The 21114-nt window shown below is 74.2% G+C and carries 18 protein-coding genes; 7 read left to right on the top strand and 11 right to left on the bottom strand.

Going from position 1 to position 21114, the window contains the following annotated elements; translation table 11 throughout:
- The first annotated feature begins 259 nt into the window (after nucleotides 1-259).
- The 3 genes from ACZ58X_RS12100 to ACZ58X_RS12090 all read left to right on the top strand — a co-directional run bounded on the left by ACZ58X_RS12100 (nucleotide 260) and on the right by ACZ58X_RS12090 (nucleotide 2613).
- Entirely contained in the window at nucleotides 260-823 is a 564-nt protein-coding gene (locus ACZ58X_RS12100; RefSeq protein ID WP_470333565.1) for a papain-like cysteine protease family protein, read from the top strand.
- An 11-nt stretch (nucleotides 824-834) separates the two neighbouring features.
- A complete protein-coding gene (locus tag ACZ58X_RS12095) occupies nucleotides 835-1704 on the top strand; it encodes a hypothetical protein (RefSeq protein ID WP_470333564.1) in 870 nt (289 codons plus the stop codon).
- 240 nt (nucleotides 1705-1944) lie between these two features.
- Nucleotides 1945-2613 (top strand): biliverdin-producing heme oxygenase, encoded by a 669-nt coding sequence (locus tag ACZ58X_RS12090; protein WP_470333563.1) that lies wholly within the window; start codon nucleotides 1945-1947, stop codon nucleotides 2611-2613.
- 187 nt (nucleotides 2614-2800) lie between these two features.
- Here the strand turns inward: ACZ58X_RS12090 and ACZ58X_RS12085 are convergent, their stop codons facing one another.
- Both ACZ58X_RS12085 and ACZ58X_RS12080 read right to left on the bottom strand, forming a co-directional pair.
- Nucleotides 2801-4453, bottom strand: coding sequence for an HtaA domain-containing protein (locus ACZ58X_RS12085; protein WP_470333562.1), 1653 nt, complete (start codon nucleotides 4451-4453; stop codon nucleotides 2801-2803).
- Between the two features lie 57 nt (nucleotides 4454-4510).
- A complete protein-coding gene (locus tag ACZ58X_RS12080; protein WP_470333561.1) occupies nucleotides 4511-6046 on the bottom strand; it encodes an HtaA domain-containing protein in 1536 nt (511 codons plus the stop codon).
- Between the two features lie 221 nt (nucleotides 6047-6267).
- On the opposite strand from ACZ58X_RS12080, the gene ACZ58X_RS12075 reads away from it, so the two are divergent.
- The 3 genes from ACZ58X_RS12075 to ACZ58X_RS12065 are packed head-to-tail and all read left to right on the top strand — an operon-like array spanning nucleotide 6268 to nucleotide 9205.
- Entirely contained in the window at nucleotides 6268-7293 is a 1026-nt protein-coding gene (locus ACZ58X_RS12075; RefSeq protein WP_470333560.1) for a heme/hemin ABC transporter substrate-binding protein, read from the top strand.
- Nucleotides 7294-7316: 23 nt separating this feature from the next.
- Entirely contained in the window at nucleotides 7317-8375 is a 1059-nt protein-coding gene (locus tag ACZ58X_RS12070) for a FecCD family ABC transporter permease (RefSeq protein WP_470333646.1), read from the top strand.
- On the top strand, nucleotides 8372-9205 hold the full coding sequence (locus ACZ58X_RS12065; RefSeq protein WP_470333559.1) for a heme ABC transporter ATP-binding protein: 834 nt from the start codon (nucleotides 8372-8374) through the stop codon (nucleotides 9203-9205). The genes ACZ58X_RS12070 and ACZ58X_RS12065 overlap by 4 nt, the downstream gene beginning before the upstream one ends.
- Before the next feature lie 209 nt (nucleotides 9206-9414).
- Here the strand turns inward: ACZ58X_RS12065 and ACZ58X_RS12060 are convergent, their stop codons facing one another.
- From ACZ58X_RS12060 to ACZ58X_RS12030, 7 genes are all read right to left on the bottom strand, one after another.
- A complete protein-coding gene (locus ACZ58X_RS12060; RefSeq protein WP_470333558.1) occupies nucleotides 9415-10704 on the bottom strand; it encodes a cytochrome P450 in 1290 nt (429 codons plus the stop codon).
- 109 nt (nucleotides 10705-10813) lie between these two features.
- The gene (locus ACZ58X_RS12055) at nucleotides 10814-12043 is read right to left on the bottom strand and encodes a cytochrome P450 family protein (protein ID WP_470333557.1); all 1230 of its coding nucleotides are present in this window, start codon (nucleotides 12041-12043) and stop codon (nucleotides 10814-10816) included.
- Entirely contained in the window at nucleotides 12040-15291 is a 3252-nt protein-coding gene (locus tag ACZ58X_RS12050; protein WP_470333556.1) for an amino acid adenylation domain-containing protein, read from the bottom strand. The genes ACZ58X_RS12055 and ACZ58X_RS12050 overlap by 4 nt, the downstream gene beginning before the upstream one ends.
- Nucleotides 15292-15355: 64 nt before the next feature.
- A complete protein-coding gene (locus tag ACZ58X_RS12045; RefSeq protein WP_470333555.1) occupies nucleotides 15356-15937 on the bottom strand; it encodes a pyridoxamine 5'-phosphate oxidase family protein in 582 nt (193 codons plus the stop codon).
- Between the two features lie 298 nt (nucleotides 15938-16235).
- Nucleotides 16236-16643 (bottom strand): nuclear transport factor 2 family protein, encoded by a 408-nt coding sequence (locus ACZ58X_RS12040; RefSeq protein WP_470333554.1) that lies wholly within the window; start codon nucleotides 16641-16643, stop codon nucleotides 16236-16238.
- A gap of 102 nt (nucleotides 16644-16745) precedes the next feature.
- Nucleotides 16746-17165: a nuclear transport factor 2 family protein gene (locus tag ACZ58X_RS12035; protein ID WP_470333553.1), complete on the bottom strand. Its 420-nt coding sequence runs from the start codon at nucleotides 17163-17165 to the stop codon at nucleotides 16746-16748.
- Between the two features lie 161 nt (nucleotides 17166-17326).
- On the bottom strand, nucleotides 17327-17830 hold the full coding sequence (locus tag ACZ58X_RS12030) for a MarR family winged helix-turn-helix transcriptional regulator (protein WP_470333552.1): 504 nt from the start codon (nucleotides 17828-17830) through the stop codon (nucleotides 17327-17329).
- A gap of 217 nt (nucleotides 17831-18047) precedes the next feature.
- On the opposite strand from ACZ58X_RS12030, the gene ACZ58X_RS12025 reads away from it, so the two are divergent.
- Nucleotides 18048-18560 carry a GNAT family N-acetyltransferase gene (locus ACZ58X_RS12025; RefSeq protein ID WP_470333551.1) on the top strand — a complete coding sequence of 171 codons (513 nt, stop codon included), beginning with the start codon at nucleotides 18048-18050 and terminating at the stop codon, nucleotides 18558-18560.
- Between the two features lie 38 nt (nucleotides 18561-18598).
- Here the strand turns inward: ACZ58X_RS12025 and ACZ58X_RS12020 are convergent, their stop codons facing one another.
- Both ACZ58X_RS12020 and ACZ58X_RS12015 read right to left on the bottom strand, forming a co-directional pair.
- On the bottom strand, nucleotides 18599-20437 hold the full coding sequence (locus ACZ58X_RS12020; protein ID WP_470333550.1) for a glycoside hydrolase family 15 protein: 1839 nt from the start codon (nucleotides 20435-20437) through the stop codon (nucleotides 18599-18601).
- Nucleotides 20438-20664: 227 nt separating this feature from the next.
- Nucleotides 20665-20907, bottom strand: a complete 243-nt coding sequence (locus tag ACZ58X_RS12015) for a hypothetical protein (RefSeq protein ID WP_470333549.1) — start codon at nucleotides 20905-20907, stop codon at nucleotides 20665-20667.
- Nucleotides 20908-21114: the final 207 nt, after the last annotated feature.

Here is a 21114-nt window from a genome sequence, read left to right as displayed (position 1 = left end):
TGTTGACCTCCTATCACCCTACGTCACCACGATCGGCCCGCCGCACCACGACGTGTCCCCTTCCGGGGGAAGTCACCGCCGCTCACACCGCGCACAGGTGGAGGTCCGACCCGACCGGCCACCGCACCGACTTCCGGCGTCGCGGTCCGCACCCGTTCGCAACACTCCTTCGCATACGCTCCGTAATCGCACCGTTCCGTGCTGTCATGGCACTGCTGATCCCCGACACCCATCGCGCACCGCACGGGAAGGCAGACCCATGGGCAGATCCAGATTCACGACCACGACGACGGCCGTCCTCCTGACGGCCTCGGCGTTGCTCGCCACCGCGGGCAGCCAGGCCCACGCCGAGGCCGGCCAGGACAACATCGCCATGCTCAAGCAGGAGAAGTCCCAGTGGTGCTGGGTCGCCTCCGGCCTGACCATCGCCAAGTTCCAGGGCTACGGCACCACCCAGGCCGACTTCTGCACCCGGGCCCAGCCCTACTACGGCTGCAACAACCAGCCGGCCACGCTCGACGACATGGCCAAGGGCTGGAAGAGCCTCGGCATGACCAACCTCGGCACCGGCCTGAACAGCGCGGCCACCTTCAACCAGGTCTACACCGACGTCAAGGCGGCCCGGCCGGTCGCCGCCCGGATCGGCTGGACGGCCGGCGGCGGCCACATGAACGTGGTCTACGGCTTCGACACCTCGAAGAACACCATCGGGGTCGCCGACCCGTGGCCGGACACCGCCACCTACACCTGGTGGAACTACGCCGACTACGTCAGCAACAGCTCGTTCAAGTGGACCCATTCCCGGATCGGCATCTCCAGGTGAGGCGGACGGCCATGCACAGGACCACGACACCCGCCGGGCCGGCGAGCACCCGCCGCCTCCGCCTGGCCGCACTGCTGGCGGCCGGCGCCTGCGCGCTGCTGCCGCTCGCCGGGCCCGTCCACGCGGCCCCGGCCAAGGACCCGCTCCCGGCGGACATCCCGGACTACGGGGCCGCCCTCGACCTGGTGAAGTCCGCCGACGTCCGCAACGCCGTCTGCCGCTTCCTCAGCGTCCCGTTGCCCCAAGGGGACGCGCCCCCGGCGGCCCAGACGATCCCGGACCCGGCCGACCCGTGCGCGGGCCTCCCGGCCTTCACCGTCAACAACCCACTGGCCCTGAACGAGCTCACTCCCGAGTTCGTCGCCGGGACGGCCCTGCCGATCGCCGCCCAGGCGATCCGGCTGAGCTATCTGGTCTCCGCACTGAACACCACGGTCAACGGGCGCAATGCCACCGTCATGCTCGCCCCCACCGAGGGCGGCGGCTGGCACCTGGCCGGCGTGCGCGACGGCGCCGTCGACGCCGGTTACGCCGGAAAGGCCGCACCAGGGACGCTGGTGTTCAGCGAGCCGCAGATCCGCGGCTGGTACCAGCTGCGGATCACCACGGTCGAGCCGCTCAACGACCAGGCACGGCAAGGGCTGAACGGGCGGCCCTCGGCCTCGCTGAGCGAGTACCAGAAGCTGGTCAAGGCCCGCTACGCCGACAAGCTGCCCGGCTCGGAGTACGCCGCGGCCGGGATGTCCAGCGGCTACGGCACCGCGGCGCGGACGGCGGCGGCCCCGTCCTCGGCGCCCGTCGTGATCGGCGGCGCGGCCGCGGCGCTGGCGCTGGCGGGCGGCGTCCTCGTGTTCCGCCGCCGTCGCAGCGGCGCCCGCTGACCCGCAGGCCCCTCGCCCCGCCGGTCCGGCTCCCCCTCGGGGCCGGACCGGCGGGGCGTCGGCATGTCGGCACCGGCCGGGGCCGGGGGCCGCGCGGCCACGTTCGCCCCGCCCCTGCCGTTTCCGGGGCCGCTCCGCTACCTTTACCGACAGAGTGTCGGGAAGTCATGAACTCAGGTTAGGCTAACCAAAAATAGCGGGGTGCTTCCGCCCCGGCCGCATCCGATCCCTGGAGGCCGCATGCCCACGCCCGAGCCCGTCCCCTTCTCCACCGTGCTCCGCACCGCCAGCAGCGAGGAGCACGAGGCAGCGGAGCACTCCTCGTTCATGAGCCGCCTGCTCGGCGGGCAGCTCGGGATCGACGCCTACGCCGAGCTCACCGGCCAGCTCTGGTTCGTCTACCGGGCACTGGAGGAGCGGGCCGAGCAGCTCGCGGAACACCCACTGGCGGGCCCGTTCATCGACCCGGCGCTGCTGCGCACCGCCGCCATCGAACGCGACCTGGCACACCTGCGCGGGCCCGACTGGCGCACCGGACTCGCACCGCTGCCCGCCACCGCCGCGTACGTGGCCCGGATCGAGGAGCTGGCCGCCGAGTGGCCAGGCGGCTACCTCGCCCACCACTACACCCGCTACCTGGGTGACCTGTCGGGCGGCCAGATCATCCGGGGCCTGGCCGAGAAGACCTGGGGCTTCGAGCGCAAGGGCGACGGCGTGCGGTTCTACGTCTTCGAGGACGTCACCAACCCGGCCGCCTTCAAGCGCGACTACCGGGCCAAGCTGGACGCGGCGGGCGCGGCGATGGACGAGGTGGAGCGGCGCCGGGTGGTCGAGGAGTGCAAGCGGGCCTTCGTGCTCAACGGCGCGGTCTTCCACGACCTGGACGGCCGCTATCCGTTGAGCGCCTGACCGACCGGACCTGAGCTGCCCGGGCGCTCGACGCCCGGGGCGGCTCGGGCACCGGGGCAGCTCGGGCACCGGGGCGGCTCAGGCACTCGGGCAGCTCAGACACTCGGGCAGCTCAGGCACCCGCCGCGAACGCGCCGGCCCCCGCGAGTACCCACTCGCGGGGGCCGGCGCGCGTTCCGCGCCGGGCTCAGGCCTGGGCCGCGCCACGGCGGTTGCGCACCAGGACGGTGGCGCTGCCGCCCACCAGCAGCAACCCCGCCGCGGTGGCCAGCAGCGGGACCACCGGGGTGTCCGCGCCGGTCGCGGCCAGCGCGCCGGTGTCGGTGCCGCTCAGCGCACCGGTGGTGAGCGAGGGGCCACCGGCCGTTCCGCTGCCCGACCCACCGCCCGAACCCGGGCCGCTCGAACCCTGGCTGCCCGCAGCCGGGTTGCCGCCGCCGGTCGTGCCGGAGGAGCCGACGGTCGGCAGCTCGGCGTCCTTGTCGAAGGCCAGGGTGGCGCTCACCGGGTCCAGGGCCGTACCCGCCGGGTAGTTGGAGAACACCGGGACGCCCTCCGCGGTCAGCGTGGCCGGGACACCGGTGAGCGTGACGACGCCGTTGACCGGCTTCACGGCGGCGGCGGGGAGGTCGAGCTTGGCGATCCGCGCACCGGTCAGCGCGGTCGACCGGCCGTCCGGGGACTTGCCGTTGACGTCGGCGGTCAGGAAGGCACCGTCCTTGTCGATGACCAGCCCCGGCTTGGAGAGCGTGGTGTCGAGCGCCCAGCCGTCCTTGCCCGGGTGGCCGAGGAAGCGGACCGAACCGGTGTAGCCCGCGGTGAGCGTGTGGTCGCTGGTGTTGTACGTGCCGGTGCCGCCGCCGAAGCGGTAGTCGGCCGCGCCGCCGCCGAACTCGACCTTGCCGGCGGCCATCGGGGATTCGAGGTACTTGCGGAAGCTCTCCTTGACCGTCCAGTTCAAGGTGCCGTTCAGGACGGGCAGGCGGTCGGAACCGGCGCCGGGGGTGCCGGTCGGCAGGGGTGTCGCGGTGGCGCTCCCGCTCGCCGTCGCCGTCGCGGTGGCAGTGGCAGTGGCGGTGGCAGTGGCAGTGGCAGTGGCGGTGGCGGTGGTGCTGGCCGTGGCGGACGGCGAGGCGGTCGCCGTCGGCGAGGCGGAGCCGGACGGCGTCCCGGTCGGCTGCGCCGTCGGCGAGGCGCCGGCGGACGGGGTGACCGTCGGAGTCGGCGTCACCGGGCTCTGCTCGAGCAGCAGCGACAGCGGGTCCATGTCCGTTCCCGCGCCGTAGAAGCTCGCGAAGGCCTTGGCGCCCTGCTCGGTGAGCTTCGCGGCGGTGGGCACCCCGGAGGTGGTGCCCCGCCCGACGGTGAAGGTCACCAGCGGCACGTCGTCGCGCCGGGTGGTCTCGGTGGCGCCCACCGTCTCCTTGGCGGCGGTGTCGGCCGTGAGGGTGCCGGTGGTGCCCGAGGTGGTGATCCGCAGGTCGCTGAGCGCGAGGTCCAGCGCGCCGTGGTGGGCGGTGAAGTGCACGCCGCCGGTGAACGAGGAGTTGAGCACGTGGGTGCCGAGGTCGTACGTGGCGCCGGCCAGTCCGAAGTGGAAGGTGCCGTCGGTGTTGCGGGTCGCGCCGCCGGTCAGCTCGACCGCGCCGCCCTGGGAGGCCGGGCCCTCGATGTAGTTCCGGAAGCCGGCCTTCACCCCCCAGTCGAGCGCGCCGGTGTCGTAGCTGACGCTGCCCGGGGCGCCGCCGGCGAAGGCCAGGGCGGGGGCGCCCAGGGCGGTCAGGCCGAGGCCGGCGGTGGTGGCGGCCAGGGCGGCGAGCCGGGTGCGGTTGCGGGACATGGTGATGCTCCGTTCAGGTGAGGGGGACGGGGACGGACAACGGGGAGGGGGGACGGGTCAGGCCGTCCGGTCGGGGCCCGGCGCGGTGGCCGCGCGGCGGCGGCGCACCAGCCACCCGCCGGTCACGGCGAGCGCGGCGACCAGCACCGCACCGCCCGCCGTGGCCGCCACCGGGAAGCCTCCCGAGGAGGAGTCGGCGGCGGCCGCGACCGGCGAGGCGGCCGGGCTCACCGGGGTGGCCGCGGCGGCCGGGGTGGCCGGGGTGGCCGGGGCGCTGCCGAGGTCGGGCAGCGGGGGCAGGGCGGCGGCCGGGTCGAGGGCGACGGCGAAGCTCAGCGGGTCCATCTCGGTTCCCGCCGGGTAGAGGCCGCCGAAGGCCTCGGCGCCGCCCTCGGCGAGCTTGAGCGGCAGTTCGACGGCCTTGAGCAGGCCGCCTTCCGACTTGAGGGCGGAGGCGTCGAAGGTCGCCAGCTCGACGCCGGTCAGCTGCTGGGTGGCGCCGTCCGGGGTCCGTCCGGAGACGTCGGCGAGCAGGCGGCCCCGGCCGTCGGCCACGTTCACGGCCGGGTCGGCCAGGGTGAGGTCCAGGCCGTAGGTCTCGCCGTTGCGCAGACCGGTGAAGCGGACGGTGCCGGTGAAGCCGGCGGTGAGTTCGCCGGTGGCGGGGTCGTAGCCGCCCTTGGCCGGGGTCCAGCGGAAGAAGGCACCGCCGTCGGCCGCGCCGCCGCCCAGCTCACAACGGCCCTGGGCGATCATGCCGGTGACGTAGTCGCGGAAGGTGCGGCGCACGCCCCAGTCGAGGGCGCCGTTGCCGAACTCGGTCCGCGCGGGCGTCCGGGCGGCGGGCTGGGTGGCGGTCGCGGCCCCGGCCGGGGGCGCCGTGGCCGTCGTGCCCGGGGCGGCGCCCGGCGTCGTGCCCGAGCGGGCACCGGGGGCGGCGGCCGCCGGGCTCGGCTGCGCGGTGGGCAGGTTGACGGAGAGGCCGAGCGGGTCCAGGGCCGTGCCGGCCTGGTAGAAGTTGCCGAAGGCCTTCGCCCCGGCGTCGGTGAGGGTGGCCGGGACGTCGGCGAGGTTGAGGGTCCCGGCGGCGCCGCGCAGGTCGACACCGGCCAGCGAGAGCTCGGCCAGTTTGGCCTGGCTCACGGTGCTGACCTGGCCGGTCTCCTTGGACTTGCTGCTGACGTCGGCGTACAGCCCGGCCGCGCCGCCGGGGGCGGCCCGGAAGGTGAGCCGCCCGAGGCTGAGGTCGAGCGCGTTGCTGCCGTTCTCCTGGTGCCCGGTGAAGCGGACGCCGCCGGAGAAGGCCGCGGTCAGCGCGCCGGTGGCCGGGTCGTAGGTGCCGTTGGCGGAGTGGAACCGGAAGGTATTGCCGCCGACCGTGGCCGCGCCGCCGGTGAGCGCCCAACTGCCCTTGGCGATGGGCCCGGTGACGTAGCTCAGGAAGGACTGTTTGATCCCCCAGTCCAGCCGCCCGCCGGAGACCTTGCCCTCGGCGGCCACCGCCGGGGACGGCGAGAGGACCACCGCCGACAGGGCGGCGAGTACGGCCACCAGGGTGGCGGCCAGGCGGCGGAGCCGACTGGGCAGGGACACGCGGATCACTCCTCGGAAGGTCACGGGGACGGGGGCAGGGGGCAGGGCGGGCCGTGGGCAGGCCGTGCGGGCACGACGAAGCGCACGACGAAGGAGGGGCGGCCGGGAAACCGACCCCCTTGCAGAATTTAGGTAAGGCTAACCTAATATGTGAGTCAAGAGCCCCGCCACCGGTCTCCCCGACCGGAAGCGGACGACAACACCCCACGAAGGGAAGCCCGTTGAGCAGCAGTACGATCCGACCCCAGGTGGCCCGCGGGCCAGCCCTCCTGCTGCTGCTCCTCGGCCTGGTGCTCGCCCTCACCGCCTGCGGCGGCACCGCCACCGGCACCGGCGGCGCGACGGTCACCGCCACCCGCGCCCCCGACGCGGTCGAGCCGCTGCCCGTCGAGCCCGTCCCCCGGCTCCCGGCCACCACCGCCTCCGCCGACGGCCGCCAGGTCACCGTCACCAGCGCCGAGCGGATCATCCCGCTCAACGGCAGCGTCGCCGAGCTGGTGTTCAGCCTCGGCCTCGGCCCCAAGGCGGTCGCCCGGGACGTCTCCACCACCTTCCGGCAGGCCGCCGCCCTGCCGGTGATCACCCAGGCCCACGAGGTCTCCGCCGAGGGCGTGCTGTCACTGCACCCGACCGTCGTCCTGGCCGACCGCTCCACCGGCCCGGCCGAGGCGATCGACCAGATCCGCGCGGCCGGCGTCCCGCTGCTCGTGCTGGACGACGCCAAGCGCCTGGCCGACGTCGGCCCGCGCATCGACACCGTCGCCGCCGCACTCGGAGTCCCGGACGCCGGACGGCAGTTGAGGGAGCGCACCGAGCAGCGGACCGCCGCCGCCGAGGCCGCCGTGCCGACCGGCGGCGGCCGGCCCAAGGTGGCGTTCCTCTACCTGCGCGGCAGCGCCTCCGTCTACCTGCTCGGCGGCCCCGCCTCCGGCGCCGGCTCGTTGATCGAGGCGGTCGGCGGCCAGGACGCCGGCACCGCCGCCGGACTCACCGGCGACTTCACCCCGCTCACCAGCGAAGCCCTGGTCGAGGCCGCGCCCGACGCGATCCTGGTGATGAGCAAGGGACTCGACTCGGTCGGCGGCGTCGACGGCCTGCTCAAGCTCCCCGGCGTCGCCCAGACCCCCGCCGGGCTGGACCGCCGGATCGTCTCCATCGAGGACGGCCAACTGCTCAGCTACGGCCCGCGCACCCCCCAGGTGCTCCGGGAGATCACCGCCCAGCTGCACCCGGCGGGCGCCAAGTGACCACCGCCGTACCGGAGAAGAGCGTGGCGGAGAGCCGGGCGAAGGCCCGCCCCGGCCCCTCCCGCAGCACCCTGATCACCGTCGTGCTCGCCACCGCCCTGGTGCTCTGCGCCCTGCTCGCGGCCGGCACCGGCGCCTACCGCATCCCGCTCGGCGATGTCCTCGGCTCCGCCGCCCACCGCCTCGGCCTCGGCGGGCACGCCCTGGAGCGGGTGCCCGAATCGGTGCTGTGGAACGTCCGGCTGCCCCGGGTGGTGCTCGCCCTGCTGGTCGGCGGCTCGCTCGGCTGCGCCGGCGCCCTGATGCAGGGGGTGTTCGGCAACCCACTCGCCGAACCCGCCGTGATCGGCGTCTCCTCCGGCGGCGCGGTCGGCGCGGTGGCCTGCATCGTGCTCGGCCTGGACGCCCTCGGCGGCTGGACGGTCACCGTGTTCGCCTTCGCCGGCGGGCTGTTGACGGTCTTCGCGGTCTACCTGATGGCCCGGGCCGGTGGCCGCACCGAGGTGGTCACGCTGATCCTCACCGGCGTCGCCGTGAACGCCTTCTGCGGCGCGCTGATCGGCCTCCTCCTGTTCACCGCCGACTCCGCCGCGATCAGCCAGGTCACCTTCTGGCAGCTCGGCTCGCTCTCCCAGGCCACCTGGGGCAAGGTGCTCGCCGTCCTGCCCTTCGCCGTCGTCGGACTCACCGTCGCCCCGCTGTACGCCCGCAAGCTGGACCTGCTGGCACTCGGCGAACGCCCCGCCCGCCACCTCGGGGTGGACGTCGAACGGATGCGGCTCACCCTGATCACCGTGGTCGCCCTGCTCACCGCCGCCGCCGTCGCGGTCAGCGGCATCATCGGCTTCGTCGGCCTGGTCGTCCCCCACCTGCTGCGGATGCTGGCCGGGCCCGGGCACCGCTTCCTGCTGCCCGCCTCGGCCCTCGGCGGGGCACTCGTCCTGGTCGCCGCCGACCTCGCCGCCCGCACCCTCGCCGCCCCGGCCGAACTGCCGCTCGGGGTGCTCACCGCCCTGATCGGCAGCCCGTTCTTCTTCTGGCTGCTGCGCCGGACCCGGACCAAGCAGGGAGGCTGGGCATGAGGCTGCACCGGTCCCGCCCCGTCCCCGACCGCCCGCTACCCGGCTCCGAGTTGCTCACCGCCGAGGCCGTACGGATGACCGTCGGCGGCCGCCCGCTGCTGGCCGGCGCCTCGGTCCGGGTCACCGCCGGGGAGGTGGTCGCGCTGCTCGGGCCGAACGGCGCGGGCAAGTCCACCCTGCTCTCCGTCCTCGCCGGGGACGCCGCCGCGCAGGGCGGCACGGTCACCCTGCGCGGCCGCCCGCTGTCCGACTACGGCGCAGCCGAACTCGCCCTGCACCGGGCGCTGTTGCCGCAGTCCGCCACGCTGTCCTTCCCGTTCCCCGCCGACCAGGTGGTCCGGATGGGCCGCGCGCCCTGGACGGGGACGGCGGCCGCCGCCGAGGACGAGGCGGTGGTCGCCGAGGCGATGGCCGCCACCGAGTCCACCACCTTCGCCGGGCGGCCCTTCACCGCCCTTTCCGGCGGCGAACGGGCCCGGGTCGCACTCGCCCGGGTGCTCGCCCAGCGCGCGCCGCTACTGCTCCTGGACGAACCCACCGCCGCCCTCGACCTGCGCCACCAGGAACTGGTGCTGCGGGTCGCCCGGGAGCGGGCCGCCGCCGGGGACGGCGTGGTCGTGGTGCTCCACGACCTGTCCCTGGCGGCCGCCTACGCGGACCGGGTGGTCCTGCTGACCGGCGGCACCACGATCGCCGACGGCCCGGTCGCCGAGGTGCTGCGCGCACCGCTGCTCAGCGAGGTCTACGGCCACCCCGTCGAGGTGCTGCCCCACCCGCGTACGGGGGTGCCGCTGGTCCTGCCGGAACGGTCCGGCGGGGCCGCCCGCTGACCCCCGACGGCGGCACCGTGGCCCGCACCCCGGTTCGGGGCGCGGGCCACAGTGCCGTGGCGGCGGCTCAGCGCCGGTCGGCCGGGACGCAGCGGAAGGAGGCCGCGTCGGGGGCCGTTGAGGCGGCGCACTCGTCACCCGACCGCACCCCCTGCCCGGGTGGTGGGCAGGGGGTGCGGTCGGGCTCAGGACGGGGTCAGGTCACCAGGTCACCAGGTCACCGGAACGGCGGCGGCCATGATGGCCATCCGGTTCGGGTGCCACGGCACCTCGCCCACCGGCACCGCCAGGCGCAGCCCGGGGAACCGCTGGAGCAGGACCCGGAAGGCCGTGTCGGACTGCCGCCGCACCAGGTGGGCGCCGGGGCAGTGGTGACGGCCGTGGCCGAACCGCAGGTGGGGGTTGGGCGAGCGGGCGGGCTCGAACCGCTCGGCGTCGGCGAAGGTGCCGGGGTCGTAGTTGGCCGCGTCCAGCGAGAGCAGGACCAGCTCGCCCGCCTTGACCTGCTCGCCGCCCAGGGAGGTGTCCTCGGTGACGAAGCGCGGAATGGCGTTGCCGAGGACGACGCTGCACCGGAGCAGTTCCTCCACGTGCCGGGGTGTCGCCTCCGGACTCTCCCGCAACTCCGCCATCGCCTCGGGGTGTTGGAGGAGGTTGACGGCGGCGACGCCCAGGAAGCTGGCGAAGTCCTCGTAGCCGCTGACGAACAGCACGGAGACGATGTTGGACAGTTGCTCCTCGCTCAGCCCCTTCCGCCCGGAGCGGCCCTCGGCGGACTGCTCGGCGTTCAGGTCGGCGAGCCGGTCGGCGAGGCCGCGCGGCTGCCCGGGGGTGCGGGCGGCCAGGAAGGCCGCCGTGTAGGCGCGGAGCTCCTCCCAGTTGACGGCCAGTTCCTCGTCCGAGTACGTCGCCATGGTGAGGTCCTTGTCGGCGCGTTCGGCGAGCCACTCCCGGTCCTCGAACGGCAGGCCGAGCAGCCGGCACAGGCACTGCGCGGCGACCCACTCGGCGAAGTGGCGCTGGAGGTCGCCCGGCGCGCCCTCGGCGGCCATCCGTTCCAGGCCCTCCCGCGTCACCTCGGCGACCCAGTCGGCGGGCAGTTCGGGCTGGTTGCGGCCGAGCGCGGCGAGCACCTCGTCGCGCAGCCCGGCCTGCTGGAGGTGGTTCATGGCGTCCAGCAGTTCGGGCGCCAGGATCGGGGCGTCCTGGGTCGGGCTGTCGGCCTCGCCGAGTACGGAGCGGGCGAAGGCGCGGTCCCGCAGGACGTCGCGGGCCAGCTCGTAGCCGGTGACCAGCCAGGCCTCGCCGCCGGCGTTGGTCCTGACCCGGGCGACGGGGCAGCGGCTGCGCAGTTCGTCCAGTTCGGGGGCGAGGCGGTCGCCGTCCGTGCTGAACGGGTAGCGGGGCAGGGCCTCCCCGTCCGGGGTGTGGGCCGGGGCCCGGCCCGGGGCGTCGCCCGCGGCCTGGTCGGTGGTGGCGGGCGCCTGGGGTGCGCTCATGCGGCGCGGTCCTCTCTGTGCTGTACGGGATCGTGATGCGGGACGGAGCTGTGCCACGGGAGTGTGGGGCGGAGCTGTGCGGTGGGGGTGCGCGGCGGGGGTGCCGCCGTCACCAGCGCACCGGCAGCCGGGCGGGCGCGCGCAGCGGGGTGGTCTCGTCCCAGGGCAACGACTCGACGGGCTCGGCCAGTTCGATGCCGGGCAGCCTCTCCAGCAGCACCTGGATCACCACGGCCAGCTGCATCCGGCTCAGGTGCGCACCGGTGCAGGCGTGCGGGCCGTGGCCGAAGGCGAGGTGCGGGTTGGGCGTGCGGGCGAGGTCGAGGCGGTCGGGGTCGGTGAACGCCTCGGGGTCGCGGTTGGCGGAGGCGGGCACCGGCACGACGGCGTCCCCGGCCCGGATCAGCTGACCGTGGAGGGTGAGGTCCTCCTCCGCGACGAGGATGTTGATCGCGTTCATCAGCGGTACGTGGCGCAGCAGTTCGTCCACGGCGGTGGCGATCCCGGCGGGTTCCTCGCGCAGCCGGCGGAGCTGGTCGGGGTGGGCGAGGAGGGTGAGCAGGGCGTTCCCGGTGTGCTGCATGTTGGTCTTGTAGCCGGCCATCAGCATGGTGACGACGAAGCTGACCACGTCGTCCCTGACCAGCTCGCTGCCGGGGCGTCGGGTCTCGGCGAGCAGCAGCCGGATGTAGTCCCCGTCCTGCCGCGCTCCCCCCTCTTCGTCCTCCTTGCGGGTGATCAGCTCCGAGGCGTAGTCCTGGAGGGCGTACAGCGCGGTGAGGATCTCGTCCATCGTCAGCCCGGCTGCGCTGAGCAGGGTGAGGGTGTGCGGGAGGTAGCGGTCGCGGTCCTCGTGCGGGAGGCCGATGGTCTCGCACAGCACGCGCAGCGGCAGCGGTTCGACGTAGCCGGCCACCAGGTCGGCCGTGCGGTCGGGCGAGCCGGCCGTCATGGCGTCGATCAGCTCCTCCGCGATGGCGCGGATGCGGGGTCGCATGAACTCCAGGCGTCCGCGGCCGAACAGCGGCAGGACGGCGCGCCGCACCCGCTCGTGGTGTTCGCCCCGCATCTCCAGGAAGGTCGGCAGGCACGGCGGCGGCGCGTCGTCGCCCTCGACGGGCGGCCAGGCGGACAGCAGGGGCCGCACCAGCCTCGGGTCGGCGAAGGCGTCGCGGGCGTCCGCGTAGCGGCTGAGCAGCCACGCGGTCTCGCCGTTGGGCAACTGCGCCTGGACGACGGGCTGTTCGGCGCGCAGCCGGGCGTACTCGCAGGGCGGTCCGGCGGCGCCGGGCGTCACCTCGGGGACGGGGATCGGGGCGGGGGCGGCGGTGTCGGTCATCGGGTGCTCTCCCGGACGGCGGCGGTGGCGGCGGGGCCGGTGGCCGCGGAGCTGGTGGTGGGGCGCTGGAGGTAGCCGGAGGCGAAGAAGTACTCCAGGTACCGGTCCAGCAGGGCGGCGTCGACCGGCGGGCAGTCGAGCCCGCTGTCCGCCAGGGCGGCTTCGGCGTTGCGCCGGCCGAGCACCGGGAAGGTGCCCTCGAAGTAGAGCTCCTTGACGGACATGTCGGCGGTGCGGCTGCGGTCCACGCACAGCGATACGAAGGGCGCGGTGGCGCTCGTGGGGTTCGCGGCGACGTGGCGGACCAGCTCGTCGACCCACTGCGGGTAGGGCAGCGTGCGCACCGCGCAGCCGACCGCGCGCAGCCGGTCGATGACGTCCGACAGCATCGCGGGGCGGGGGTTGGTGAGGTGGTAGGTGCGGCCGTCGGCGTCCCGCCGGGTGGCGATGTGGACGACGGCCTCGGCGAGGTGGTCGACCGGGACGAAGTCCATCGGCAGGGCGATGTCCGGGGCCAGCCCGGTCTCGGCGATCGTCCGGAACAGGGAGCAGATCGCGGTCTCGGTGTTGCTCACCCCGCTCATCTGGTCCCCCGTCACCTCGTACGGGCGGTGGACGGCCACCGGCAGTCCCTGCTCGGCGGCCCGGCGCAGCACCCCTTCGGCGACCCACTTGCTCTCGGCGTAGCCCATGGTGAGCCCGTCGGCGTGGGCCAGGGGGGCGTCCTCGGCGGCCTCGCGCACCCCGGCCGCCCCGGAACCGGCGACGACGGCGACGGTCGACAGGAAGTGGACCGGGACGCGGCGGGGCGCGGCGAGCCGGACGATCTCGCGGGTGCCGTCCACGTTGGGGGCGCGCAGTTGCTCGTACGGGTAGAGGAAGTTGACCTGGGCCCCGTTGTGGACGATCAGGTCCAGGCGGGCGGCCAGGTCGGCGCACCGCTCGGCCGACAGCCCGAGGCCGGGCTCGGCGAGGTCGGCGGGGAAGCACTCCAGGCGCTGCCGGTCGGCCTCGTCGAGGTGCAGGCCGTAGCGGGCGAGGGCGGTGCGCACGCGCTGTTCGGCGTGGGCGGGGCTCGCGGCGCGGACGGGACAGTGGATCCGGGCGGCGGTGCGGCGCAGCAGGGTGGTCAGCAGGAAGGCGCCGACGAAGCCGGAGGCGCCGGTGAGCAGGATGTGCTCCGGGTCCCGGGGGCGGGGCGCGGGGCCCTGGGCGGGTGGGAGGCGGAAGCCGAGTTCGGTCTCCCGGACGAAGTCGACGGTGCGCTCCGCGGCCCCGCCCGGGGCGCCGTCGCGGGCGGCCCGGACGGCCTCGGTGAAGCGCGCGAGGGTGGGGGCGGTGAGCAGCGCCCGGATGAGGGTGGAGCTGAGTGCGGCGTCGAGGCCGAGGGCGGCGAGGGTGCGGGTGACGGCCTCGGAGGCGAGCAGGGAGTCGCCGCCGAGGTGGAAGAAGTCGTCCTCGGGGGCGGGCCGGGTGCGCAGCACCTGCTGCCAGATCCCGGCGAGGAGCCCGGCCAGCTCTTCGGCCGGCTGCTGGTGCGGTGTCCGGTCCGCGGTGGCGGTGCTGGTGACGACGGCGGTGCTGGTGGCGGTGCTGGTGACGACGGCGGTGCTGGTGGCGGTGCTGGTGACGACGGCGGTGCTGGTGGCGGTGCTGGTGACGACGGCGGTGGCGGTGGCGCGCAGCCGTTTGCGGTCCACCTTGCCGCCGCTGGTCACCGGGAAGCGGTCGAGGGCGACCAGCACGGGCACGGCCTGCGGCGGCAGCCAGCGGGCGCAGTAGCCGCGCAGCTCGGGCAGCGGCAGCGGCTCCCCCGGGGCGGTGGGGGTGAGGTAGGCGGTCAGCGCCTCGCCGTCGGTCTCGACGACGGCCTCGGCCACGGCGGGGTGGGCGCGCAGCCGGGCCTCCACCTCGTCCAGTTCGATCCGCGCGCCGCGCAGCTTGACCTGGCGGTCCGCGCGGCCGCGGTACTCCAGCAGGCCGTCGGCGGTGCGGACGACCCGGTCGCCGGTGCGATAGAGGCGGCCGCCGGGTTCGACCTGCGGCAGCCGGACGAACCGCTGCGCGGTCAGCTGCTCGTCGCCCGGGTAGCCGAGGGCCAGGCCGTCCCCGCCGACGTACAGCTCGCCCTCCTCGCCCGGCGCGGTGGGCCTGCCGTCGGCGCGCAGCACGTGGCAGGTGGTGGCGGCGTACGGGCGGCCGATCGGGACACCGTCGGCGTCCTCGGGCAGCGGGCGCACGATGTGGGCGGTGGAGACCACCGAGTTCTCGGTCGGACCGTAGAAGTTGACCACGGTGGTGCCGGGACAGGCGGCCAGGACGGTGTTCGCCAGGCGCGGGTCCATCGCCTCGCCGCCGGCCGAGACGAACCGCAGGCCCGCCATCGCCTGCGGGCGGGTCCGGGCGAGCAGGTGGAAGACGCTCGTGGTCAGGTAGGCGACGGTGACGCCCCGGTCGCGCAGCAGGTGTTCCAGCGCGGTCGGCGAGAGGAGTTCCTCGCGGTCGGCGATCACCAGGCAGGCGCCGGTCAGCAGGGCGCCCCAGATCTCGATGGTCGAGGCGTCCGAGGAGAGGCCGTAGCCGTGCAGGATCCGGTCGCCCGGCCCGGGCGGGGGCAGTTGGCGGTCGGCCAGGACGAGTCGGGCGACTCCCCGGTGCGGGATCGCCACCGGCTTGGGGCGGCCGGTCGTACCGGAGGTGAAGGCGACGTAGGCGCAGTCGCCGGGCTCGGACAAGACGCCGGTGGGCCGGGCGGGCGCCGGCGCGCAGTCGCCGTCGCCGTCACCGTCACCGACGGCCGGGATGCTCACCCGCAGGCCGCGGACCCGGCGTTCGGTGCCGGGCAGGGTGACGGCGGCGCGCAGCCCGGCGTCCTCGGCCATGGCGCGCAGACGGGCCGGGGGCAGGTCGTCGTCCAGCGGGACGTAGGCGCAGCCGGCCTTGAGGATGCCCAGCAGGGCGATCAGGGCTTCCGGGGAGCGGCTGCCGCACACTCCGACGGGTTCGCCGGGGGTGATGCCCGCGGCCAGGAGGCGGGCGGCCAGGGCGGTCGATCCGGCGTCGAGCTGGCCGTAGCTGAGGGTGCGGTCGCGGTGGCGGACCGCCGGTGCGGCCGGGCGGGCGGCCGCCTGGCGGGCGAAGAGCTCCGGGAGGGTGCGGTCCTGCGGCAGGTCGGCGCGGGAGGTCCGGGCCGCGGGGCGGGCGGCAGGGAGGTGGAGCGGGCGTGACGAAACGTCGATGTCGGTCATGGATCCTTCTCAGGAGGTGGCTCCGTCGGCCGCGGCTGCGGGCCGGTGCCGACGGCACGCCAGGTCAGTCCGCGCTGTCGGCGGCGGGTTCGGCGGGCCGGACGGGCTCGGCGGGCCGGGTGGGTTCGACGGGCCGGGCCGGTTCGACGGGCCGGGCGGGTTCGGCGGAGCCTGCCGCCGGTTCGGCGGGCTCGGTGAAGTCGGCGGCGAAGGCCGAGAAGTCGGCGGTCCGCCAGCGTTGAGGGCGCAGCCGGAACAGGATGTCGTCCTTGAGCTGGTCGGCGGTGGCATCGAGGTAGCCACGGGCCTCGTCCGGGTCCAGGTAGCGGTGCGCCAGGGCGTCCCGGACGGCCGGCGGCACCGGGTCCTCGACGGTGACGACCGGCCCTTCGACGCTGACGTACCGGTAGGGCCGCCGTTCGTCCTGCACGCAGAGGCTGAACCGGCCGGCGGCGCGCAGCAGTCGGCCCTTGACCGTCTCGCGCCCCGTCTGGACGAGGATCTCGCCCCCGGGCTCGTAGCCGTACCAGACCGGCACGCACAGGGGCGCCCGGTCGCCTTCTCTGGGGTCCGCGACGCTCAGCACCCCGACCCGGCGGTCGGCGAGGAAGGTCTCCCGGGCGTTCTGCGACATGGTGGGCAGCATGAGTCAATCACCTTTGCTCATAAAGAAGTTGAGGCCTGCAGCGGCAACTCGTCAGCCTTGGTCAGGACGGACGGCGGATCACTTGCTTGCAGGATGAGACGACAACCACTCGATCGTGTGGCCGCGCCGCCGGAGGCGACGGCGGGCTGCCGGTGCGCTCCGGCAGCCCGTTCGTCTCCGTAGGAACAGCATGGCGGTACTGGCACGTACAGTGACGGAGAGATCACGCTACTGTCGTGAACATGTCACTCAGTGGCCTGAACTGCACCACCGCCCCCTCCCGCCCCCATCCGTCGGCTCACTGCGCCCCGGCCGCCCCACCCGGCCCTTCCGTGACGAAGGTGTACAGCTCGACGATCACGGCGCCCCGGCAGCGGGCGATGTCCATCCCGGTCACGACGGCGGGCCGCCCGGGCGGGCCGAAGCGGAACCCGAGGTGCCCCAGGTCGTCGTTCACGGAAACCGGGCCGTCCGGGCGGAAGACCCAGTCCGGAGCCTGCGCGCGCAGCTCGGCGGCACGCCGGGCGAGGGCCGCCCGCCCTCGGAGGACCTGCCGGCCGGCCTCGTGCCAGACCACGTCCTCGGAGTAGACCGCGGCGATCGCCGCGGCACGGCGGTCCGGATCCGGCTCGTCGAAGACGTCGAGCAGGTTGCGACGCATCAGCGCACTGACGGCGTCGCGCCCGGACAGGTGCTCGCTGGTCATGACGATCTCTCCTTCTGCTTGAACCTTCACGTCGAAGGCCATGCCCATGGACGTGAAGGCTCAAGTCCATGGGCATGGCCGGACGTCCTCGCCCCCGACCGCTCAGGCGAGGCCGAGCTGGGCGGCGACGACCGTGCCGGAGGGGTAGCAGTCGAAGCGCTTGATCTTGCCGTCCACCAGCTCGAACACGTCGCAGCAGGGTGCGTCCATCCGCCGCCCGGTCGGCGGGACGGTGCCGCCCGGCAGCTCCAGCGGACCGGCGTGGGTGCCCTGCAGCCGCAGCTGGACGATCACGATGTCGCCGTCGAGGTAGAAGCGCTCCAGCTCGCGGTGCATGTCGGGGAAGGCCTTGGCGTAGACCTCGACCGTCCGGCCGAGCTCACCGGGCCCCCGGTAGGTGTGCGGGATGGACATGTCGGTGAAAGTGCCGTCCTCGGTGAACGCCGCGATCCAGCCGGCGACGTCCTGGTCCTCGGCGACCTGATAGGCGGCGCGGACGACGCTCTCGTTGTCGTGGGACATCTCGATCTCTCCCGGTCTCGGTACCGATCCGGAGCCGACCCGACGGCCGACCCGCGGCTGCTGCTGACTTCACTTTACGCTTCAAGTCATCACTGAGCACAAGGAGCGGAACAGGGCGAATATTCCGGCCCGGATCGGCGCAGGTCACTTGACCTGTCAGCTCACCTCGCCGGCGAGTCGATGCGCTGGAGGATGCGCTCGGCATCCTGGCCCAGCCGGCGCAGCCGCTCCCCCGAGAGGTTGTCCACCACGAGGCGCCGGACCTGGGCCACGTGCGCGGGAGCCGCCGCCTCCAGCTTCCGCATCCCCTCGGGCAACAGGATCGCGTTGGTGAACCGCCCGTCGGCGGGGTCGGGCTCGCGCCGGACGTAACCGCGGCCCTCCAGCCGCTTGACCAGGTGGGAGAGTCGCGACAGCGAGGTGCTGGTGTTCTCGGCGAGCGTGCTCATCCGCAGGGTCCGGTCGGGAGCCTCGGACAGCATCGCGAGCGTCATGTACTCGACCATGCTCAGGTCGGCGTCACGCTGCAACTGGGCGTCGATCGCCCACGGGAGCCTGGTCATCAGCCGGACCACCGACAGCCAGGACGCCAGCTCCCCGGTACTCAGCCACAGATCCGCGTGCTCGTCCGCCGACTGCCCCGACCCCTCGCCCCGAGTGCTCATGCCGGGAGCGTACCAGCCGCATCCCGCACCCGACCCGGCCGATCGGATCGCCCCGGGAACACTCTGCAGCACTTGAAGGTTCATGCATCAGCGATCTCGCCGCACCGATGACCGGCAGTCCAGCCGACCGTGCCGGCCCGACTCCCGGCACTCCCGGCCGCCTCCCCCTCCACTTCCCATCCACTTTCCCCGTTCACTTCGCCGGACCGGGCCGATCGTGTGGGAACTCATTGGCGCGAAGATCATCGATTGTGTCCAATGCCTGTCGGTCGCCGCCGCCAACCGGGAACCCGGCCGTGGCCGTGCGCCCGAGGCGGTGCAGTCCGAGCCGGGCAACTCCCGCTACGTGGACGGCTGGCCCCGCCACGGCGACCTGGGCCTGGTGGCCGTCGCGTCCCGGGAGGCCTACGGTGCCGACCCGACCCCGGTCGGCGCCGCGTGGCTGCGCTACTTCACCGAGGACGAACCCGGCTACGGCTTCGTCGGCCCCGACGTCCCGGAGCTCAGCATCGGCGTCCGCGCAGCGGAACGCGGCCGCGGCGTCGGCACCGTGCTGCTCAGGCGCCTGCTGCGGATCGCCCGGGAGTCCGGCGTCGAACGCGTCTCACTGAGCGTCGAACGCGCCAACCCCGCCCTGCGGCTCTACGAGCGCGAAGGCTTCCTGGTCCACGACCCTCGCGAGGGCGAGGACTCCCTGACCATGGTCGCCGACCTCCGGAGCCGCGCCTGACCCGGTGCAGGGGCGGCCACCCGCCTCGATCGCCGCCCTCAGCCGAGGGCGCGGTCGAGGTTGAAGGCCGCGCTGATCAGTGAGAGATGGGTGAACGCCTGGGGGAAATTGCCGAGTTGTTCGCCGGTGCGGCCGATCTCCTCGGCGTAGAGGCCGAGGTGGTTGCCGTAGGTGAGCATCTTCTCGAAGGCCAGCCGGGCCTCCTCCAGGCGGCCGGCCCGGGTGAGCGCCTCGACGTACCAGAAGGAGCAGATCGAGAAGGTGCCCTCGGTGCCGTGCAGGCCGTCCGGGCTGGCCGCCGGGTCGTAGCGGTAGACCAGGGAGTCGGAGACCAGGTCCCGGGTGAGCGCGTCCAGGGTCGCCAGCCACTTGGGGTCGGTGGGCGAGACGAACTTGGCCATCGGCATCATCAGCACCGAGGCGTCCAGGACGTCGGCGCCCAGGGACTGGACGAACGCCCCACGTTCGGCGGACCAGCCCTCCCGCATGATCTGCCGGTAGATCGCGTCCCGGTTGCGCAGCCAGCGGCCGAGGTCCGCGGGCAGGCCGCGCCGGTTGGCCATCCGGATCGCCCGCTCGATCGCCACCCAGCACATCAGCCGTGAGTAGACGAAGTCCCGCCGGCCGCCCCTGGTCTCCCAGATGCCCTCGTCGGGCTGGTCCCAGTGGTCGCAGAGCCAGTCCACGACGGCGCCGACCTCGTCCCAGTGGTCGCTGCTGATCGGCTGCCCCCACTTGTCGTACAGGTAGACGGAGTCGATCAGCGCCCCGTAGATGTCCAGTTGGAGCTGGTGGGTGGCGCCGTTCCCGACCCGTACCGGTGCTGAGCCCAGGTGCCCTTCGAGGTGGTCCAGTTCGGACTCGGGCAGGTCCTTGCGCCCGTCGATGCCGTACATGATCTGCAGCGGGCCGGACGGGCCGGCGCCCCGCATGATCCCCTGCTCCGACAGGAAGCCCATGAACGCCTCGGCCTCCGAGGTGAAGCCCAGGCGGAGCATGGCGTAGACGCAGAAGGCCGCGTCGCGCACCCACACGTACCGGTAGTCCCAGTTGCGTTCGCCGCCGACCCGCTCGGGCAGGCTGGTCGTCGGCGCGGCCACGATCGCGCCGGTCGGCGCATAGGTGAGCAGCTTCAACACCAGCGCGGAGCGGTGCACCATCTCCCGCCACCGGCCGCGGTAGCGCGAGCGGCTCAGCCAGTCGCACCAGAACCGGACGGTCGCCTCGAACTGCGCCTCCGCCTCGGCGTGCGGGCACGCCCGCGGGCGCACGTCCTCGCCGATCCGGTCCAGCGCGAACACCACGGACTCGCCCTCCAGGAGCTTGAAGTGCGAGCGGACGTCCCGGCCGTCACCCTCCAGCGGCACGGTCGAGGTCAGCGCCAGGGCCATCGACGGGGCCTCGAAAACCGCCTCGCCGGCCCGCACCCGCACCGTGTGCGGCTCCGCTCCGTAACCGAAGCGGGGTGCGATCCGCGCCGCGAACGGCAGCGTCCCGCGCACGCACACCACCCGCCGGATCAGCCGGTGCCGGGAGGCCTCACGGGACTCGTCGACCACCGGCATGAAGTCCTGGATCTCCGCCACGCCGTCGGCCGCGTAGAACCGCGTGATCAGCACATTGGTGTCGGGGAAGTAGAACTGCCGCGTCCGGGCCGGCACATCGGCGGCCAGCTCGAACGACCCGCCCCGCTCGGCGTCCAGGATGGACCCGAACACACTGGGCGCGTCGAACCGCGGGCAGCAGTACCAGTCGATGGTGCCGTCCGTCCCCACCAGCGCGGCCGTACGGAGGTCACCGATCAACCCGTGCTCGGCGATCGGCAGATAGCGCGCTCCGCCCCCGCCCCCACCTCTGGATCCGGTCCCGAACTCCATGCCGGCCTCCCTACCGTTTCAGCGAGGGAAGGTACGGGCCACAGCAGACCTCGCCTCTCATGGTAGGTCGCCCCCGATGTTCGGCGCGGCGGGGCCGGGCAGCGGCAGGTCAGGGCAGGGCAGCAACGGCGGGGCCGGGCAGCAGCGGCGGCGCCCCCGTCCTGCCGCCGATCAGGTCCGGCGCCGCGCGGTCACCGGCTGCGACGCACCGGCGCGGGCACCGCCCGTCACGGGGTGGTGTGCCAGGACCGGCAGGCGGGCTCGTGCCAGGTGGTGCGGACGGCCCGGCCGCTCCGGGTGAGGTGTTCGCTGGACCACGTGCGGCAGCACCGGCCGCCCGGTGCGGCCGGAACCGGCTGCCGCACGGGCCGGGCCTGGACGGCGGACGCGGGCGCGGTGGACACGGGCGCGGCGGACGCGGGCGCGGTGGAACGGCGGTGGCGGCGGCGGCTGGTCCCGGGTGTCGTCATGTCGCAGGCTCTGCCCACCGGGCCGCCCTGCCGAACCCCGCGCTCACCCGAACGGCGCAATCCGTGCGCTCTCGGCGAAGTACTCACCGCACCGCCCGTCCCGAATCCGCCGGCTCCTCGTGGTCGGGGCGGGGCCGAGGTCGAGGGGCAGGTTCCCAGCTGGCGCCGGCGGATTCTTTCCAGGGCCGTGCAACCGGATCGCCCAGT

It is taken from the genome of Kitasatospora sp. NPDC040550 (genome assembly GCF_055594965.1).
Note: the sequence above shows the minus strand (reverse complement) of the source record. Positions and strands in the feature narration are given on the sequence as shown.

What these genes read in the sequence shown, in the direction of transcription:
- ACZ58X_RS12095 (WP_470333564.1), top strand. Translation starts at nt 835, where the DNA reads ATGCACAGGACCACGACACCCGCCGGGCCGGCGAGCACCCGCCGCCTC.
- ACZ58X_RS12030 (WP_470333552.1), bottom strand. Translation starts at nt 17,830, where the DNA reads ATGAGCACTCGGGGCGAGGGGTCGGGGCAGTCGGCGGACGAGCACGCG.
- ACZ58X_RS12040 (WP_470333554.1), bottom strand. Translation starts at nt 16,643, where the DNA reads ATGACCAGCGAGCACCTGTCCGGGCGCGACGCCGTCAGTGCGCTGATG.
- ACZ58X_RS12020 (WP_470333550.1), bottom strand. Translation starts at nt 20,437, where the DNA reads ATGGAGTTCGGGACCGGATCCAGAGGTGGGGGCGGGGGCGGAGCGCGC.
- ACZ58X_RS12085 (WP_470333562.1), bottom strand. Translation starts at nt 4,453, where the DNA reads ATGTCCCGCAACCGCACCCGGCTCGCCGCCCTGGCCGCCACCACCGCC.
- ACZ58X_RS12015 (WP_470333549.1), bottom strand. Translation starts at nt 20,907, where the DNA reads ATGACGACACCCGGGACCAGCCGCCGCCGCCACCGCCGTTCCACCGCG.
- ACZ58X_RS12065 (WP_470333559.1), top strand. Translation starts at nt 8,372, where the DNA reads ATGAGGCTGCACCGGTCCCGCCCCGTCCCCGACCGCCCGCTACCCGGC.
- ACZ58X_RS12035 (WP_470333553.1), bottom strand. Translation starts at nt 17,165, where the DNA reads ATGTCCCACGACAACGAGAGCGTCGTCCGCGCCGCCTATCAGGTCGCC.
- ACZ58X_RS12090 (WP_470333563.1), top strand. Translation starts at nt 1,945, where the DNA reads ATGCCCACGCCCGAGCCCGTCCCCTTCTCCACCGTGCTCCGCACCGCC.
- ACZ58X_RS12045 (WP_470333555.1), bottom strand. Translation starts at nt 15,937, where the DNA reads ATGCTGCCCACCATGTCGCAGAACGCCCGGGAGACCTTCCTCGCCGAC.
- ACZ58X_RS12055 (WP_470333557.1), bottom strand. Translation starts at nt 12,043, where the DNA reads ATGACCGACACCGCCGCCCCCGCCCCGATCCCCGTCCCCGAGGTGACG.
- ACZ58X_RS12060 (WP_470333558.1), bottom strand. Translation starts at nt 10,704, where the DNA reads ATGAGCGCACCCCAGGCGCCCGCCACCACCGACCAGGCCGCGGGCGAC.
- ACZ58X_RS12100 (WP_470333565.1), top strand. Translation starts at nt 260, where the DNA reads ATGGGCAGATCCAGATTCACGACCACGACGACGGCCGTCCTCCTGACG.
- ACZ58X_RS12050 (WP_470333556.1), bottom strand. Translation starts at nt 15,291, where the DNA reads ATGACCGACATCGACGTTTCGTCACGCCCGCTCCACCTCCCTGCCGCC.